The following is a 15,925-nucleotide window of genomic DNA, read 5'->3' on the forward strand; positions in this document are numbered from 1 at the left end:
CTGCCATGTACACCGCCAAAGGCCAACTCGACCGCGACGCGCTGATTCGTCAGCATGTGCCGCTTGTGCGTCGGATTGCCTTGCACATGATCGCCAAACTGCCACCGAACGTCGAGCTGGATGATTTGATCCAGGTCGGCATGATCGGTCTGGCCGAAGCGCTGTCGCGCTTCGAGAGCGAGCAAGGCGTGCAATTCGACACTTTCGCCAGCCAGCGCATCCGTGGTGCCATGCTGGACGAACTGCGCGAAGGCGACTGGATGAGCCGCAGTTCGCGCAAAAGCCAGAAGGAAATCGAGCAGGCGCTCAACCGCCTGGAGCAGCGTCTGGGCCGGCCCCCGCTGGAGTCGGAGATCGCTGCCGAGCTGGGCATGGCCCTGGACGACTATCAGTCTCTGCTGGGCAAGGTGCGCGGCACGCAGCTGGTCTATCTCGAGGACATAGGCGGCGGTGACGGCGACGATGGCGATGACTATCTGGAGCGGCATGTGGCCGACTCGGGCGCCGACCCCTTTGCCTTGCTGCGCGACCAGCGCATGCGCTCCGCATTGGTCGAGGCCATCAAGACCCTGCCGGAGCGCGAGCAGTACGTGATGGGCATGTACTACGAGCACGACATGAACCTCAAGGAAATCGCGGCCGTGCTCGGCGTGACCGAGTCGCGGGTCTGCCAGCTGCACAGCCAGGCCATCGCCCGCCTGCGCACCAAGATGCGCTCGCATTGATCACTTAAACGGCTCGCCAGGCGCGGGCCGTTCACCACAACAGAAGCCGCCGCGCTGACAGATTCCATCTGCCCACGCGGCGGCTTTGCTTTTGTGACGCAGCCTGGCTGCGTTCTGGTGCTTCGCTATCGATAGCTTGTGGCGTTCTACGGCATTGGGTTCATGGATGTTTTGATCGATCATTCGTCGTCGCTGCAAACCAAAAACCCTGTTGCATTGCTGCAGCAGGGCTTTTGGTCTGAGTGGCTTTGCAATCAGTGCATCACATGCGGCTGACCGTCGAACATATGCTCGAAGCTGGCCAGCCAGGGCTCGGCAAGCACGCGAATCTGGGCATCGTTGCGCAAGATGCGTTGCATGATGCGCGCCTTTTCCTTACGCAGTTCGGGCGCCAGCTTTTCATCTCGCGAGCGAAAGCGCAGCTGCTCGATCAGCACGGCACAAGTGCCCTCATAGCGCGCAACACCATCCCAGTCCTTGGCCTGGGCGGCCTGCAGCATCTTGGCGCTGCTTTCCTCTATGGCGCGGTAGAAGTCGATCAATGTGTGCTCCATTTTTTAGGCAGCAGCGGGTGCTGGTGCATTGGTTATTTCATTCCAGCCCTGTGCCACCGTGCTCACAAGGCCTGCGACCTCATCGACCATGCTTGCATCGTTGCGAGCATTGGCCAAGGTCAACCGGGTGGTGCAGTACTCATAGAGCGAGGCCAGGTTGCCGGCCAGCTCGCCCCCTTTTTCGCGGTCCAGCGCGCCCAGCAGGCCCTCCTGGAGAATGCGTACTGCCTTGCCTATATGGCGCACTTTCTCATTGATATCGCCGCGCTCGATCGCGCCGCGTGCCGCATTGATGGAGGCAAGCAGGCCATCAAACAGCATCTTGATCAACTGCTGAGGCGATGCGCTGTCCACCATGGATTGCACACCCACCTGACGGTAAGCCGACATTGCGCGCGCATTGGCTGGGGAAAACATCACAAAACTCCTTTGTTGCAGTTTCTCAAATTACTGTTTTGCTTATCGACCGACTCAGGGGGCAATTAAGTCCTTTCTGCAGGCTTCAATAGCTTAGCTGCTGGACTTGTTCCATGTAGTTACTTGCTGGGCGACATAGTTATCCAAGGCTTTCAGGCTGGCCATCTGCGTATCCAGGCGCGAATACTGGGCACGCACGCGCGCTTCATAGGCAGTCACACGTGCGGTCTGGCGTTCCTGATCGGCCGTATTGCGCTTGAGCGCATTCTTGAGCGTCTCGTCCTTGGTCGAGAAGGTGCCGCCAGTGGCCAGCATACCGCTTGTGAAGTCCTTCATGCGCACGGCCAGGCCGTCCTGGCTGGCATCGGCGACGTCTGCGGTGAAGAACTTGGACATGCTCTCCGGGTCCTTGAGGGCCTTGTCCAGCTTGGTATCGTCAATCTTGAGCGTGCCGTCTGTCTGAAAGGCAATGCCCATCTGCGACAAGCTGGTGAACGCGCCACCTTCTCCCCCTGGGCCTGAGAGCAAACGACGCATTGCAGACTGGAGGTTGATGGCGGTTGAATCGCCTTGCAAGGTGCCAGCTGTCTTGCTGTCCTTGTCATAGGCGGTCATGGTCTTCAGGGCGTTGCTGAGTGCGTTGTATGACTCCACTAGATTTTTCAGCGCTGTCTTGGCTGTCGCCGTGTCATTGGCAATGGTGATGCGCACCGGAGCAGCATCTTTCGCTGACTTTTGAGCTACCGTCAGCGTCACACCCGCAGCCACCTCTTCAAACACATTGGTGTGCGAGGCCATGTCGATGCCGTTGATCTTGGCCAGAGTGTCCTGCGCCTCAACGGAACGCTTCATGGTCCCGTCGGTGCCGTTGTAAGCAAATTGCTGCAGCCCAGCGCCTTCGGCCTCCACAGAGAAGGCAGAGTTCACGCCCGTGGTCTTGGATTGCAGCACCAGGCGTTCGCCTGTGTGGTCCTTGAGCACGGTGGCACTGACATCGCCCTTGGCGGCATTGATCTTGGCTGCAATCTTGGCCAGAGAGTCATCTTCGGCGGTGATCACGACCTCAAAGCTGACGTCCTTGCCATCTTTGGTATTGGGTGTCAGTCCATTGGCGCCAAAGGTTCCCATGGAAATGGTCAGCTTGCCAGGTCCCAGAGTGGTGCCACTGGCCACCAGGCCGGAGCCAATGGTCTGGCCCGCCGCCATCTGCGACACTTCCACGTCATAAGTGGCTTGCACTGCACTGGAGGTTGCCGTGCCGGTCACTTGGGCAGAGTTGGAGGAGGTCAGCGTGTTGCCAAGCCACGTGGCGGGCTTTGCCAGCTTGTCCACCTGATCCTGCAGATTGGAGATTTGCGACTTGAGCTGGCTAAAGGCCGAGATCTGGGTATTGATACCAGTGGCCTTGGTCTGCAGCGCTGCGATGGGCTTGGACTCTAGCGCCACCAGTTGTTTGACAATGGTTTCTACTTCCAGGCCGCTGCCAATACCGACTGAGCTGATCGCCATATAAAACTCCCTCTGCGCAGGACCGCAGGCGTGTGGCAAGCCTGGTCTGCGTCATTGAACAAACGGCGCCTTTCGCGCCGTCTTTATGGACAGTACTACGCATTGTGTTTCGGCAAGCCGAAGCAGAACTTGAGTACAAAATGCCAAGTGCCAGTATCAGCCTTGCAGCAGCTTGAGCACTTGCTGTGGCAGCTGATTGGCCTGTGCGACCATGGCCGTGCCTGCCTGCTGCAGAATCTGTGTCCGGCTCAGATTGGCGGTTTCGGTTGCGAAGTCGGCGTCCATGATGCGGCTGCGGGAGGCGGACAGATTTTCCGAGTTGACGCTCAGGTTTTCAACCGTGGTTTCAAAACGGCTTTGAATGGCGCCCAACGTGGCTCGTGCGCCATTGACTGCTTTCAAGGCTGCGTCCATTGCCAAGATGGCGTTATCGGCTTGTTCCGCATCTGTCACGCTGAGGTTTGTAAAGCCTTGGACATCTGTCTGCGCGGCTACAAAGCTGCGGGAACCCGATATGTTGCTCGGATCATTGGCAATCGTATTGCCAACTGTCAGTCCTGTGGCCTTTTCCAGTTCTGTTGGGTTGGAAGTTGGCGTGGCGGCAGCTACAGTAATGTCACCGCCGTCCGAACTCAGAACCAAACCGCCATTCACGATGGAGGCGGTGACCTTTGAGTTGGGGGCTGGGTATGTTGCCGAATTTATCTGGGTAACCAGATCGTTCACGCGTTTTGACGCGCTCTCCTGTGGTGACAGATTAAAGGTTGCACCGTTGATGGTCACGCCTGCTGGGCCCATGCCGCCAGAAGCAACTTGCTTGCCGGCCAGCGCGGTAATGGTGCCCGTACCAATAGGGTCTACTGGGGCAGGAGAACCTGTTTGTGCCGTGGGTACCAGAGTCACATTCGTTGTAGTGTCGTTTGCAATCACTATCTTCGAGTTGACACTGTCTAAAGTAGCAGTTACACCAAGTGGAAGCGTTGTTTGGAGAGCTGTTAAAAACTTGCTCTGGGCGTCAGCAATACTTGTCCCGTTTGAAACGGCTGCCACATTCGCGGGTGTTCCATTGATAGCAACACTGACGGCAGGGTATGTGAATGTGCCTGGTACAGCTTGCTCTGGAGCTTTTAGATCGATTGTTGTGGTTGTGGGTACGGTCACAGCAGCAGTATCACCAACCACACCGGCGCCTGTGATCTTGGCAGGTAAAGCCACACTGTCCCATGTGCCGAGTGCATCCAGATTGGCGTTTACGATGCCAGAAATATCAATAGTCTGCCCCTGATTGGCACCAACCTGAAACGCCATATTGGTAAACGAGCCATCAAGCAGCTTGGTGCCGTTGAAGCTGGTCTGCTGCGCCACGCGTGTGACTTCTGCCTTGAGTTGCTGCACTTCGGCATCCAACGCAGCACGGTCTTCCGCCGAGTTGGTGGCATTACGCGCCTGAACAGCCAGTTCGCGAATGCGTTGCAGATTGCTACCCAGGGAGCCCAATGCGCCTTCGGCGGTCTGCGCAAGGGAAATACCGTCATTGGCGTTGCGCATCGCAACCGTGAGGCCGCGCACCTGCGTAGTCATGCGTTCGGAAATGGCCAGGCCGGCTGCATCATCCTTGGCGCTGTTGATGCGCAAGCCCGAGGACAGGCGCTGCATGGAGGTAGCCAGCTGGCTTTGGGACGAGCTCAGATTGCGTTGCGCATTGAGCGACTGGATATTGGTATTGATAATGGCTGCCATGGCGTGTGCTCCTGTTTCAAGCCAGTAAACCGGCGACGTACTAGCCGTTTTCACGACCAGCGACGGCGCTGGCCCACGTGACCGGAAACACGGACGAAGTCTGGTATTCCGGGTACGAGGATTGTTGGAGCAAGCCATGCAGGACATAAGACCGATAAGAGGCCTAAAGTCCTGCCATTTTTACAATTGACGGTTACATATAGAGTGCAGCTGGGCAGCAAAAAGGCCTCCCGAGGGAGGCCTGGAATGGCGCAGACTGCACCGGCGCATGGCTGGCGCAGCTGCTTGACGCAATTAACGCAGCAGGGACAGCACGCCCTGGGGCAGCTGGTTGGCCTGGGCCACCATCGCCGTGCCGGCTTGCTGCAGAATCTGCGAGCGGCTCAGATTGGCGGTTTCTGCAGCGAAGTCTGCATCGGTGATGCGGGACTTGGAAGCCGACAGATTTTCGCTGTTCACGCTCAGGTTGGAAACCACGGATTCAAAGCGGTTCTGAATGGCACCCAGGTCGGCACGTGCGGAGTTGACAGACTTGAGGGCTGCGTCCATGGCCAGGATCGCGTTGTCGGCACCAGACACAGTGGAAATGTCCAAACCAGAGAATCCAGTTTGCTCAGCTGCAGGACTGGCGAGCTTGCTCACCACAGACAGACCGGTTTGGGCTGTTAACGCCGCAGCGTTAGCCGCCGCATTAGGAGCTGTGCCCAAAGCGATATTAATGTCGCGGTCAGACGTCAGCTTCAGTTTTCCATCCTCCAGCGAGGCTGTAACTTTAGTTGCACCAGTTTGGGCATTGATGGCTGCCACCAAGTCTTTGTTGCGATTTTCTACACCAACGGTCACGCCAACGTCAATCGTCGCGCCATTCAGAGAGAAGGAGGTTGCTGCAAAAACAGTATCGCCAGGTGAAGTGCCAGCAACTTTCGTGACTTCAGCTGCTGCAACTGTGGTTGTACCGCTTTCGATTTTTGGGGGGACGGCAGTTCCGGCCGATTTATTGGTCAAGGTCAATCCAGCAGCGGCTGTATAAGTTGCCGTGTAGGAGCCATCCAGTCCCGCGCTCTGCAAGCCAGCGTTCACACTAGCCAGCGTCGCTGCATCGCCTGTGCCTGCTGTAGTGTCAACCGAAAAATTCAGCGTAGCGCCATCAACTTTGATATTGACCGCTTGACCATTGGTGAAAGCCGTCGTGGGCTTATAAACAGCTGAAGCAGCGACAGCTGTTGCCCCTGCAGCACTACCTGTAGGAACCTTTGCAGTTTCAGGCGCGGCAGCTTGAACCACACTATTCCAAGTGCCCAACTTGGAAATATCTGCATTGACAATACTGTCAACCTTGATTGTTTGGCCTTGGTTGGCGCCGACTTGGAATTCCTTTGCAGTGAAAGAGCCATCCAGCAGCTTGGTGCCGTTGAACGAGGTGTCGGTGGCAACACGGCTAATTTCGCTCTTGAGCTGATCCACTTCCTTTTGCAGGGCTGCACGGTCTTCGGTGGAGTTAGTGGCATTGCGCGACTGCACAGCCAGTTCACGAATACGCTGCAGGTTGCCGCCAATGGTGCTCAGTGCGCCTTCAGCAGTCTGGGCCAGCGAAACGCCGTCATTGGCATTGCGCTGTGCCTGGTTCAGACCGCGAACCTGAGCGCTCATGCGCTCGGCAATGGCCAGGCCGGCTGCATCGTCCTTGGCGCTATTGATGCGCATACCCGAAGACAGACGCTGCATGGAGGTCGACAGCGAAGATTGCGAGGTGCCCAGGTTGCGCTGTGCGTTGAGCGACTGGATATTGGTGTTGATGGTCATTGCCATGATGCGAACTCCTTGATGCGATCAAAACGTCGCCGCCACAGTGACCTGAGACTTCTCAGGGTGGGCGGCGGCGGCAGCCCAATCCAGCACCCCAGCCTGCAGTTCCTTATGTTTTGCTGCTGTGGCTCGCTGGTGACAGGGCTTTGTTTCCCTGTTGAAGCTGTTATCGGAGTCATCCCACAAAAACTTTAGAGAGTTCTGCAAATATTTTTCGGGATGTAACGATTGCTGGAGCTTTGCCTTGCTGTCAGGCTGACTGAAACTTCAAGTCGCTGCTTGGTTCGGAATTACCCTACATAACGGCGGCTAGCTGCCGATCTAGCTTCCAAACGCCTAGCTTTTTGCACCTATGGCGGGGCTTCTGCAACTTCACAATCGGCACCATGCTTGTTCTCATCGGTTATATCGTCGCCTTCGGCTGCATCTTCGGCATGTATGTGCTGCACGGCGGCAGCGTGGGCGTTCTTGTCAAGGCGCTGCCGTTCGAGATGGTGACCATTGGCGGTGGCGCCCTGGGCGCTTTCATCGTCAGCAACCAGCCCAAGGTGCTCAAGGCCACGGCCAAGGCGATCCCTTCGGCGCTCAAGCCCTCGCGCTATAACAAGGCGCGCTATATGGAAGTGATGGCGCTTCTGTACGAGCTGCTGCAGAAGGCGCGCAAGGAAGGCCTGATGTCGATCGAGTCCGATGTGGAAGATCCGCAGTCCTCGACGGTGTTTCAGAACTATCCGCAGCTGATGGCCGACCACCATGTCGTCGAGTTCCTGACCGACTATCTGCGCATGATGGTCTCGGGCAATCTCAACTCGCACGAGATCGAGGCGCTGATGGACAGCGAAATCGAAGCCCATCATGCCGAGGCCCACGCGCCGGTGATGGCACTGAATCGTCTGGCGGGCGCGTTGCCAGCCTTCGGCATTATTGCGGCCGTGCTGGGTGTGGTGAATACCATGGCTTTCGTGGGGCAGCCCCCGGCAGTGCTGGGCGGCATGATTGCCTCTGCCCTGGTGGGTACCTTCCTCGGGATCTTGCTGGCCTATGCGCTGGTGGAGCCCATGGCGGCGCTGCTGGAGCAGCGTGCCCAGGATGCGGCCAAGGAGTTCGAGTGCATCAAGGCGACGCTGCTGGCCAGCATGCAGGGCTACAACCCGGGCACGGCCATCGAGTTCGGTCGCAAGGTGCTGTTCTCCACCGAGCGTCCAGGCTTTCTGGAGCTGGAGTCGCACGTCAAGGGTAAGAAGTGATGAGTGCCCGCTCTCGCCAGAATCTAGTGATGGAGCGCTTCCATGGCTGACAAGAAGCTGCAGCCCATCATCATCAAGCGCGTCAAGAAGACCGCCCATGCCCACCATGGTGGTGCCTGGAAGATTGCCTATGCCGACTTCGTGACGGCGATGATGGCCTTCTTCCTGCTGATGTGGCTGCTGGGCTCGACCGCTCAGGGCGAGCTGCAGGGGATTGCCGCGTATTTCAATTCGCCGCTGAAGGTGGCCATGTCGGGCGGCAGCGGTGCGGGCAACAGCTCCAGCATCGTGCCCGGCGGCGGCAACGACCTGTCCAAGGTGCACGGTCAGGTGCGCCGCTCCGAGTCCGAAGACAATGCCAATCGTCGCTCCAGTCAGGCCATGGGCCGGTCCGATGAGTCCGCACGCGACGCTCAGCGTCTGCATGCACTCAAGGCCAAGGTGGACAGCATGATTGCCAACAATGCGCGCCTGAACGAGTTCCGCTCGCAGATTCGCACGGAGATCACGCATGACGGCCTGATGATTCAGATCGTCGATGACCAGAACCGCCCCATGTTCGATAGCGGCAGTGCCGTGGTCAAGCCCTATATGCGGGACATCCTGCGCGAGATCGGTGCGGCCATGGGCAATGCGGAAAATCGCATCAGTCTCTCGGGCCACACCGATGCTGCGCCCTACGGCAATGCCGACCGCGGCTACAGCAACTGGGAGCTGTCGGCCGACCGCGCCAACGCCTCGCGCCGCGAGCTGGTGGCCGCCGGCATGCCGCTGGACAAGCTGGCGCGCGTGGTGGGCATGTCCAGCAGCGACCTGCTGCTGCCGGAGGAACCGCGTGCCGCGCAGAACCGCCGCATCACAATTACCGTGCTGACCAAGGAGGCCGAGCGCCGTGTGCTGGGCAACGACAAGGAGCGCAGCATGGAGCAGGTGACCAGTGCCGAGGAGGCTGCCAGCACGATCAACCAACCCAAGGCCCGGCGCACAGCTCCCAGCGCTGCCGACAAGCAGTCTCTGGATGCCAAGGAAGAGTTTGTTGTAACAAACCCTGAAGTTGCCACGGAGACTGTCGAAAAGCCTGACAATGCACGTCCAATGCCGGGAGGTTGACAAATTGTTACCATCACGGCTGAAAACTTGTTCCCACGCACCTATTCCGACCGAAAGGGCCTCTCGTGGCTAATGCCCTGCGATTTTTGATTGTTGACGACTTCTCCACCATGCGCCGCATCGTGCGCAATCTGCTCAAGGAGAGTGGCTTTGCCGATGCCGATGAGGCCGAAGATGGTGTGGTTGCCATCACCAAGCTGCGTGCTAGCAAGTTTGACTTCGTGGTGACCGACATCAATATGCCGAACATGAACGGCTTTCAGCTGCTGAGCGAAATCAAGCAGGATGAAAAACTCAAGCATCTTCCGGTGCTGATGGTGACCGCCGAAGCCCGCAAGGAAGATATCGTGGCTGCCGCCCAGGGCGGCGCCGCCGGTTATATCGTCAAGCCCTTCACCAAGGCCACGCTGGAAGAGAAGGTCAACCTCATCATCAAGAAACTCGATCTCTGAGCCATGAGCAGCGACCAGGCTTCCGCCAACGTCCACTACAAGATTGGCGTGCTCACACGCCAGTTGCATAACTCGCTCAATGAGCTGGGTTATGCGGATCGTTTGCGCGGCAGTGCGGGGGAGCTTCCCGATGCGCAAAGCCGTCTGTCCTATATCGCCCGTCTGACGGGAGAAGCGGCCAACAAGGTGCTGGGCCAGGTCGAGGTGACGCAAAACCGCCAGGATGCGCTGGCCGAGCGCACTCGCGCCATGCGTGCAGAACTCATCAAGGATCCTGTGGCTGCAGTGGCCAAGGGCCGCGTGATGAACTATCTGCAGGAAGTGGAAGAGGGTACGGAGCAGACCAATAGCCATCTGACCGAGATCATGATGGCGCAGGACTTCCACGACCTCACAGGTCAGGTGATTGCGCGCGTGGTGGCGCTGGCGGCCGATCTGGAGTCGCAGCTGCTGGAGCTGCTGATCCAGACTTCGCCGGATGCTGCGCAGGCACCGGCCCTGGCGCCTGTGGAAGCCGCGCAGCCCAAGCTGGCCGGCCCGGTGGTGGATCCCGAAAACACGACAGACGTGGTGACCTCGCAGTCCCAGGTGGATGATCTGCTGGCCAGTCTTGGTTTTTAAAAACAATAGCTGCTTGCGCTTTGTAGATAAGCGTTTGAGCCCGAAAAGCCTGATCTTTTGAAAGGATCGGGCTTTTTTTATTGGGCGCTGCTGGGCGGGCAGGGCGCAAAAAGCCCGCATGTCATCACAACATGCGGGCAAGCCTTGGAGGGCAATCTGCCTTTTGAGCGATGTGCGGCGTCGCGCCGATCACACCTGCATATTCATCACATCGGAGTAGGCCTGTACCAGGCGGTTGCGCACATGCAGCGTGGCCTGAAAGCCGATCTGCGATTTTTGCATGGCCACCATGGTCTGTTCCAGGCTGACGGCGGGGTTTTCCAGCTGCACTTCGCGCTGCAGCTGGCCGGAATGGTTTTGAGCGGCGCTCACCGATTGCAGTGCATTCTGCAGGGCCTGGCCAAAGCCGCCGGCCACGGGCGCGGTGCCGGCGCTGCCGACCTTGGTGAGCTGGTTGCCCAGTTGGGCGGGGTTGATTGCTGGGATCTTCAGGTCCATATCTTTATCCAACTGGCTTGGTGAGTTGGAGGTGATCGTAGGTTTTTCGCTTGATCGCAGACGGGCAATAAGTGGGTGAATCGGCTCGCTTATCGGGGGAACGCCGCCGGCCCGAGTCCGAATAATCCACTGGACGCTAGACCTCGTGTGGGGTCTGACACCATGGAATCAAGATGTCTGCTGTAGCTGAAGTACCTGTCCCCAATGCCGTGCCCGGTGCCACGTATGCGCCCCGCCCTGCGCTCGCGCAGCGCTGGAATGCGCTCGACCGTGGCCAACGTCTTCGCTGGGGCGCGCTGGCGGCCTTGGTCGCTGTAGGCTTGGTGGCGGCGGCGGTGTTCTATCGCCAGCCTGATTACAAGATGCTGTTCTCCAACGTCAGCGACAAGGATGGCGGTGCCATCGTGGCGCAGCTGACGCAGATGAACGTGCCCTACAAGTACAGCGAGGGCGGCGGCGCCATCCTCATTCCCGCAGACCGTGTGCACGATGTGCGACTGAAGCTGGCCACGCAAGGCCTGCCCAAGGGGTCGGTGACGGGCTTTGAGCTGATGGAAAACAGCAAGTTCGGCATCACGCAGTTTCAGGAGCGTCTCAATTTTCAGCGTGGCCTGGAAGGCGAGCTGACCCGCTCCATCCTGGCGCTCAATGCCGTGCAAAGTGCCCGCGTGCATCTGGCTCTGCCCAATCAGAACGGATTCTTTCGCGAGCAGCAAAAGCCTTCGGCCTCCGTGCTGCTGAGCTTGCATCCTGGGCGCATGCTGGACCGTGCGCAGATCGCCGGCATCGTGCATCTGGTGGCATCCAGCGTGCCCGAGATGGAGCCTTCGGCGGTGAGCGTGGTGGACGACACCGGCAAGCTGCTGTCGCAGTCGCCTGACGGCAACGCCGGCGGCGTGGACATGCAGCAATTCCTCTACACCCAGCAGGTGGAGCAGCAATATGTGCGCCGCATCCTGGACATTCTGGAGCCCGTGGTCGGCAAGAACAATGTGAAGGCCCAGGTTTCTGCCGAGCTGGACTTCAGCCAGACCGAATCGACTTCCGAGCAGCATCGCCCCAACCAGTCCACCGACGGCGGGGCCGTGCGCAGCCAGCAGGTGATGGAGACCAATGGCGAGAAGACGGTCACTCCACCCACCGGCGTGCCTGGCGCGACCAGCAACCAGCCACCTCAGAATTCCACCGCGCCCATCAACGGTGCCAATCCTGCACCGCAGGCCGCTGGTGCAGGCCAGGGCAATGCCCAGGGCAACAAGCGCGAGTCCATCACCAATTACGAAGTGGACAAGACCGTCAGGGTCACACGCGGCAGCACCGGCACCGTCAAGCGCCTGACGGCTGCGGTGGTGGTCAATGCACCGCTGGCCGCTGCGGCCGGCACCGATGCCGCGACAGCGGCAGCGGCTGCCGCAGTCAGCTCCGGACTGCGCCCACTGACAGCCCAGCAGCAGGAGCAGCTGCTCACGCTGGTGCGCGAGACCGTGGGCTATAGCGCCGATCGTGGCGACTCGGTGAATCTGGTCAGCGCTCCCTTCATGGACAGCGGTGCCGCTCCGGCCGAGCTGCCGATGTGGAAAGACCCCGAAATTCAGGCCATGGCCAAGAGCCTGGGCGTGCCGATCGCGCTGGCGCTGTTCGGTGCCCTGGTGCTGCTGGGCCTGGTGCGCCCCTTGCTCAAGGGACGCAATACCGGCCCCGGCGGCCAGCTCAATGCCATTGAAGCCGAGGCGCTGGATCGTCCCGCTCTGCCAGCACCAGCGAAGGAGCTGTCTCCGACCAAGGAGCAGGAGCGACTGGATCAGGCCCGTCATCTGGCCAAGCAGAACCCGATCGCGGTGGCGAACATCGTGAAGACATGGATTAACGGCGAGGGGTGACGAAGTCACCCCCCCTGAGGCGCGTTGCGCCTTCCCCCTCTCTCTTTGGGAGGGGGACGATGCCCTCGCTGCGGGGCGGCGGGGCCGCCTAGGCCCTTGCTCGGCATCCCCAGCATGGGACGGTTGAATAACTAGTAGAGAGTTTTGAATATGGACGATAGAGGTCTGAACGACGCTGCCATCTTGCTGGTCTCCCTCGGTGAGGAAGAGGCGGCCGAGGTGTTCAAGCACCTCACGCCCAAGGAAGTGCAGAAGCTGGGCGAGACGATCGCCCGTATGCGTGGCGTGACGCGGGAAAAGGTGGATTTCGTGATCGATCGCTTCACCAGCGATGCTGCGTCGCAGAGTCTGCTGGTGGACGATGCCAGCGACTATGTGCGCTCGGTGCTCAAGCGTGCGCTGGGCGATGACAAGGCGGCGCTGCTGATCGACCGCATCATGCAGGGCGGCGATATCTCGGGCATTGAAAGCCTGAAGTGGATGGACCCGCTGTCGGTGGCCGAGCTGCTGCGCGGCGAGCATCCGCAGATCGTGGCGGCGATTCTGGTGCACCTGGAGTATGAGCAGGCTGCGGCCGTGCTGATGCAGTTCCCCGACCGGGCACGCAGCGAGGTCATGCTGCGCGTGGCCACGCTGGAAGGCATTCAGCCCACGGCGCTCAAGGACCTGAACGAGGTGCTGTTCAAGGTGCTGGCGGGTGGCGACAAGGTGCGCAAGACCTCGCTGGGCGGCGTCAAGACCGCAGCCGAAATGCTCAACCAGATGGGCGGCAATGCCGATGTGGCGGTGCTCGACACCATCCGCAACTACGACCCCGAGCTGGCGCAGAAGATCATGGACAAGATGTTCGTCTTCGACGACCTGGTCAAGCTCGACGACCGCTCGGTGCAGCTGGTGCTGCGCGAGGTGGTGTCCGAGACGCTGATCGTGGCGCTCAAGGGCGGCTCCATGGAAGTACGCGACAAGATTCTGGCCAATATGTCCATGCGTGCGGCCGAGTCGCTGCGCGAGGACCTGGAAGGCCGTGGCCCCATGCGTCTGTCCGAAGTGGAAGCCCAGCAGAAGGAAATCCTCAAGGTCGTGCGTCGTCTGGTCGAGGAAGGCCAGGTAACCATCGGCAGCGGCCCGGAGGACTGCTATGTCTAAGGGCCAGCCTCCGCGCTCGCACTCGCGCTTTATCCCGCAGGAAGAGATCGACGACAGCACCGTGGTGCAATGGCGCTTCGGTGCGGTGGATGCACAGGATCGCAGCGTCTTCGCGCCAGCACAGCAAGCTGCCTTCATACCGGCTGGGGTAGAGCATTTCAACGGTTTTTCCCCCTCTATTGCCCATCAACCGCAGGCGCAACCAGAGGTACAGGTTGTGGAGCCGGTGGAGCCAGCCGTCCCGGCTTTCGACGAGGAGCAGCTGCAGCAGATGCTGGAGCAGGCACGAGCCGAGGGCCATGCGCAGGGCCTGGCCGAAGGCCGCACACAGACACAGCAGCAATGGCAGCAGCATCTGGACGACCATATCAACGGTGCGGGCCGCGAGAGTGCGCAGCGTGTCGATGGCGTGTTGCAGGGCCTGGAAGACAACTTCAAGCAGCTACAGTCGGGCATGGCCCAGGAGTTGCTGAATCTGGCCTGCGATATTGCCCGTCAGGTGGTGCGCCAGGAGCTGCGCAGCCAGCCCCAGGCCTTGTTGCCCGTGATTCGTGAGGCGCTGGACATGCTGGTCGACGAGAGCCGTCCGGTCACCGTTCGTCTGAACCCCGCAGACTTTGAACTGCTCGATGAAGCCCTGCGTGCCGAGCATGGTGCGCACAGCCGTATCCAGTGGTTGGGCGATGCCTCGATTGCCCCTGGCGATGTCAAGGTGGAGTCTGGTGGTGCCGAGATCGACGGCGGTCTGGACAAGCGCTGGCGCCGTGCCGTGGCGGCTCTGGGCCTGGTCTCCACCTGGTATGACGGAGACAAGGCATGAACCCCTGGCAGCAGTTCATGAGCCAGGCGCGCGCACGCTATGCCGAGCCTGTGCCGCTGGAATGCCAGGGCCGTCTGACCCGGCTGACCGGCATGGTGCTGGAGGCTTCCGGGCTGCGCGTGCCCGTGGGGGCGCAATGCCATATTCATCAGCATGGACAGGAGCCTGTGCTGGCCGAGGTGGTCGGCTTCGCCGGCGAGCGCGCCTTTCTGATGCCTGCGGGCGATATTCAGGGTCTGTCCAGCGGAGCCATGGTGACGCCGGCAGCCCCTTTTGTTCCCGTGCCCCAGCTGGGCGTGGTGGAAACCGAGAAAGTCAGCCAGACCGTGGGCGTGCTGCGCCTGCCCATGGGGGATGGCTTGCTGGGGCGGGTGGTGGATTCGCAAGGCATTCCACTGGACCATGCGGGCGAGCTGGGCAGCGTGGTGCCCGAGGTGCTGGATCGCAACCCCATCAATGCCATGGACCGTGACCCCGTGCGCGAGTCGCTGGATACCGGTGTCAAGGCGCTGAACGCGCTGCTGACCGTGGGGCGCGGCCAGCGTCTGGGCCTGTTTGCCGGCTCGGGTGTGGGCAAGTCCGTGCTGCTGGGCATGATGGCGCGCTACACCCAGGCCGATGTGATCGTGGTGGGCCTGATCGGCGAGCGTGGCCGCGAGGTCAAGGAGTTCGTCGAGGACATTCTGGGTGCCCAGGACCGCAGCCGTGCCGTGGTCGTGGCCGCTCCCGCCGATGCGCCGCCGCTGCTGCGCATGCAGGGCGCCAGTTACGCCACGGCGATCGCCGAGCATTTCCGCGACAAGGGCAAGCATGTGCTGCTGCTCATGGATTCCTTGACCCGCTATGCCATGGCCCAGCGCGAAATAGCTCTGGCCATCGGCGAGCCGCCGGCCACCAAGGGCTATCCGCCATCCTGCTTTGCCAAGCTGCCCGCGCTGGTGGAGCGCAGCGGCAATGGCCTGCATGGCGTGGGCTCGATCACGGCCTTCTACACCGTGCTGTCCGAGGGCGACGATCAGCAGGACCCGATTGCCGATGCGGCCCGCGCCATTCTCGACGGCCACGTCGTGCTCTCGCGGGCTCTGGCTGAGACCGGGCATTACCCGGCCATCGATATCGAGCAGTCGGCTTCGCGCGTCATGCACAACGTGGTCTCGCGCGAGCATTTCGAGCTCGCACGTCGCTTTCGCGCCGTCTATTCGCGCTACCAGAAGGGGCGCGATCTGGTGCAGGTCGGCGCCTATGTGCCGGGCTCCGACCCTCAGCTGGACGAGGCGATTGCGCTGCAACCCGCCATGACCGGGTTTCTGCAGCAAAGCATGTTTGAAAGCTCCAGCATGGAGCAAAGCCTGGCCGGCATGGCGCAAGCCATGCAGCGGGGCTGAGACTAAACGGGTTAG

General features: G+C 60.4%; 15 protein-coding genes. 9 read left to right on the plus strand and 6 right to left on the minus strand.

What is annotated here, in order from left to right; all coding sequences use genetic code 11:
- Positions 1–5 precede the first annotated feature (5 nt).
- Positions 6–725, plus strand: a complete 720-nt coding sequence (locus CTR2_RS02200) for an RNA polymerase sigma factor FliA (protein WP_012836859.1) — start codon at positions 6–8, stop codon at positions 723–725.
- Between the two features lie 254 nt (positions 726–979).
- On the opposite strand, the gene CTR2_RS02205 is transcribed toward CTR2_RS02200, so the two are convergent.
- The 5 genes from CTR2_RS02205 to CTR2_RS02225 form a co-directional block, all read right to left on the minus strand.
- Positions 980–1,279, minus strand: coding sequence for a flagellar protein FliT (locus CTR2_RS02205; RefSeq protein ID WP_003059178.1), 300 nt, complete (start codon positions 1,277–1,279; stop codon positions 980–982).
- 3 nt (positions 1,280–1,282) lie between these two features.
- Positions 1,283–1,696, minus strand: a complete 414-nt coding sequence (gene fliS, locus CTR2_RS02210; protein ID WP_012836860.1) for a flagellar export chaperone FliS — start codon at positions 1,694–1,696, stop codon at positions 1,283–1,285.
- A 93-nt stretch (positions 1,697–1,789) separates the two neighbouring features.
- A complete protein-coding gene (fliD, locus tag CTR2_RS02215) occupies positions 1,790–3,205 on the minus strand; it encodes a flagellar filament capping protein FliD (protein ID WP_087085291.1) in 1,416 nt (471 codons plus the stop codon).
- A 156-nt stretch (positions 3,206–3,361) separates the two neighbouring features.
- Positions 3,362–4,945, minus strand: coding sequence for a flagellin N-terminal helical domain-containing protein (locus tag CTR2_RS02220; protein ID WP_087085290.1), 1,584 nt, complete (start codon positions 4,943–4,945; stop codon positions 3,362–3,364).
- A gap of 294 nt (positions 4,946–5,239) precedes the next feature.
- Positions 5,240–6,754, minus strand: coding sequence for a flagellin (locus CTR2_RS02225; protein WP_087085289.1), 1,515 nt, complete (start codon positions 6,752–6,754; stop codon positions 5,240–5,242).
- Between the two features lie 383 nt (positions 6,755–7,137).
- Between CTR2_RS02225 and motA the strand changes: the two genes are divergently transcribed.
- The 4 genes from motA to CTR2_RS02245 all read left to right on the plus strand — a co-directional run bounded on the left by motA (position 7,138) and on the right by CTR2_RS02245 (position 10,181).
- Complete coding sequence (motA, locus tag CTR2_RS02230; RefSeq protein WP_003059167.1) at positions 7,138–7,998, plus strand: flagellar motor stator protein MotA; 861 nt, start codon at positions 7,138–7,140, stop codon at positions 7,996–7,998.
- A 42-nt stretch (positions 7,999–8,040) separates the two neighbouring features.
- The gene (gene motB, locus CTR2_RS02235) at positions 8,041–9,108 is read left to right on the plus strand and encodes a flagellar motor protein MotB (RefSeq protein ID WP_087085288.1); all 1,068 of its coding nucleotides are present in this window, start codon (positions 8,041–8,043) and stop codon (positions 9,106–9,108) included.
- 65 nt (positions 9,109–9,173) lie between these two features.
- Complete coding sequence (gene cheY / locus CTR2_RS02240) at positions 9,174–9,560, plus strand: chemotaxis response regulator CheY (protein WP_003065483.1); 387 nt, start codon at positions 9,174–9,176, stop codon at positions 9,558–9,560.
- 3 nt (positions 9,561–9,563) lie between these two features.
- The gene (locus tag CTR2_RS02245) at positions 9,564–10,181 is read left to right on the plus strand and encodes a protein phosphatase CheZ (protein WP_003065480.1); all 618 of its coding nucleotides are present in this window, start codon (positions 9,564–9,566) and stop codon (positions 10,179–10,181) included.
- 189 nt (positions 10,182–10,370) lie between these two features.
- Here CTR2_RS02245 and fliE read toward each other — a convergent pair whose 3' ends face one another.
- Complete coding sequence (gene fliE, locus CTR2_RS02250; RefSeq protein WP_003065477.1) at positions 10,371–10,679, minus strand: flagellar hook-basal body complex protein FliE; 309 nt, start codon at positions 10,677–10,679, stop codon at positions 10,371–10,373.
- A gap of 173 nt (positions 10,680–10,852) precedes the next feature.
- Here fliE and fliF point away from each other — a divergent pair, with 173 nt between their 5' ends.
- The 4 genes from fliF (at position 10,853) to fliI (ending at position 15,910) form a co-directional block, all read left to right on the plus strand.
- Positions 10,853–12,559 carry a flagellar basal-body MS-ring/collar protein FliF gene (gene fliF / locus CTR2_RS02255; protein WP_087085287.1) on the plus strand — a complete coding sequence of 569 codons (1,707 nt, stop codon included), beginning with the start codon at positions 10,853–10,855 and terminating at the stop codon, positions 12,557–12,559.
- Positions 12,560–12,709: 150 nt separating this feature from the next.
- Positions 12,710–13,705, plus strand: coding sequence for a flagellar motor switch protein FliG (gene fliG, locus CTR2_RS02260; protein ID WP_087085286.1), 996 nt, complete (start codon positions 12,710–12,712; stop codon positions 13,703–13,705).
- The gene (locus tag CTR2_RS02265; protein ID WP_087085285.1) at positions 13,698–14,525 is read left to right on the plus strand and encodes a FliH/SctL family protein; all 828 of its coding nucleotides are present in this window, start codon (positions 13,698–13,700) and stop codon (positions 14,523–14,525) included. Before fliG ends, CTR2_RS02265 begins: the two co-directional genes overlap by 8 nt.
- Positions 14,522–15,910: a flagellar protein export ATPase FliI gene (gene fliI / locus CTR2_RS02270; protein WP_087085284.1), complete on the plus strand. Its 1,389-nt coding sequence runs from the start codon at positions 14,522–14,524 to the stop codon at positions 15,908–15,910. Before CTR2_RS02265 ends, fliI begins: the two co-directional genes overlap by 4 nt.
- Positions 15,911–15,925: the final 15 nt, after the last annotated feature.

Source organism: Comamonas thiooxydans, from assembly GCF_002157685.2.
Classification (GTDB): Bacteria; Pseudomonadota; Gammaproteobacteria; order Burkholderiales; family Burkholderiaceae_C; genus Comamonas; species Comamonas testosteroni_H.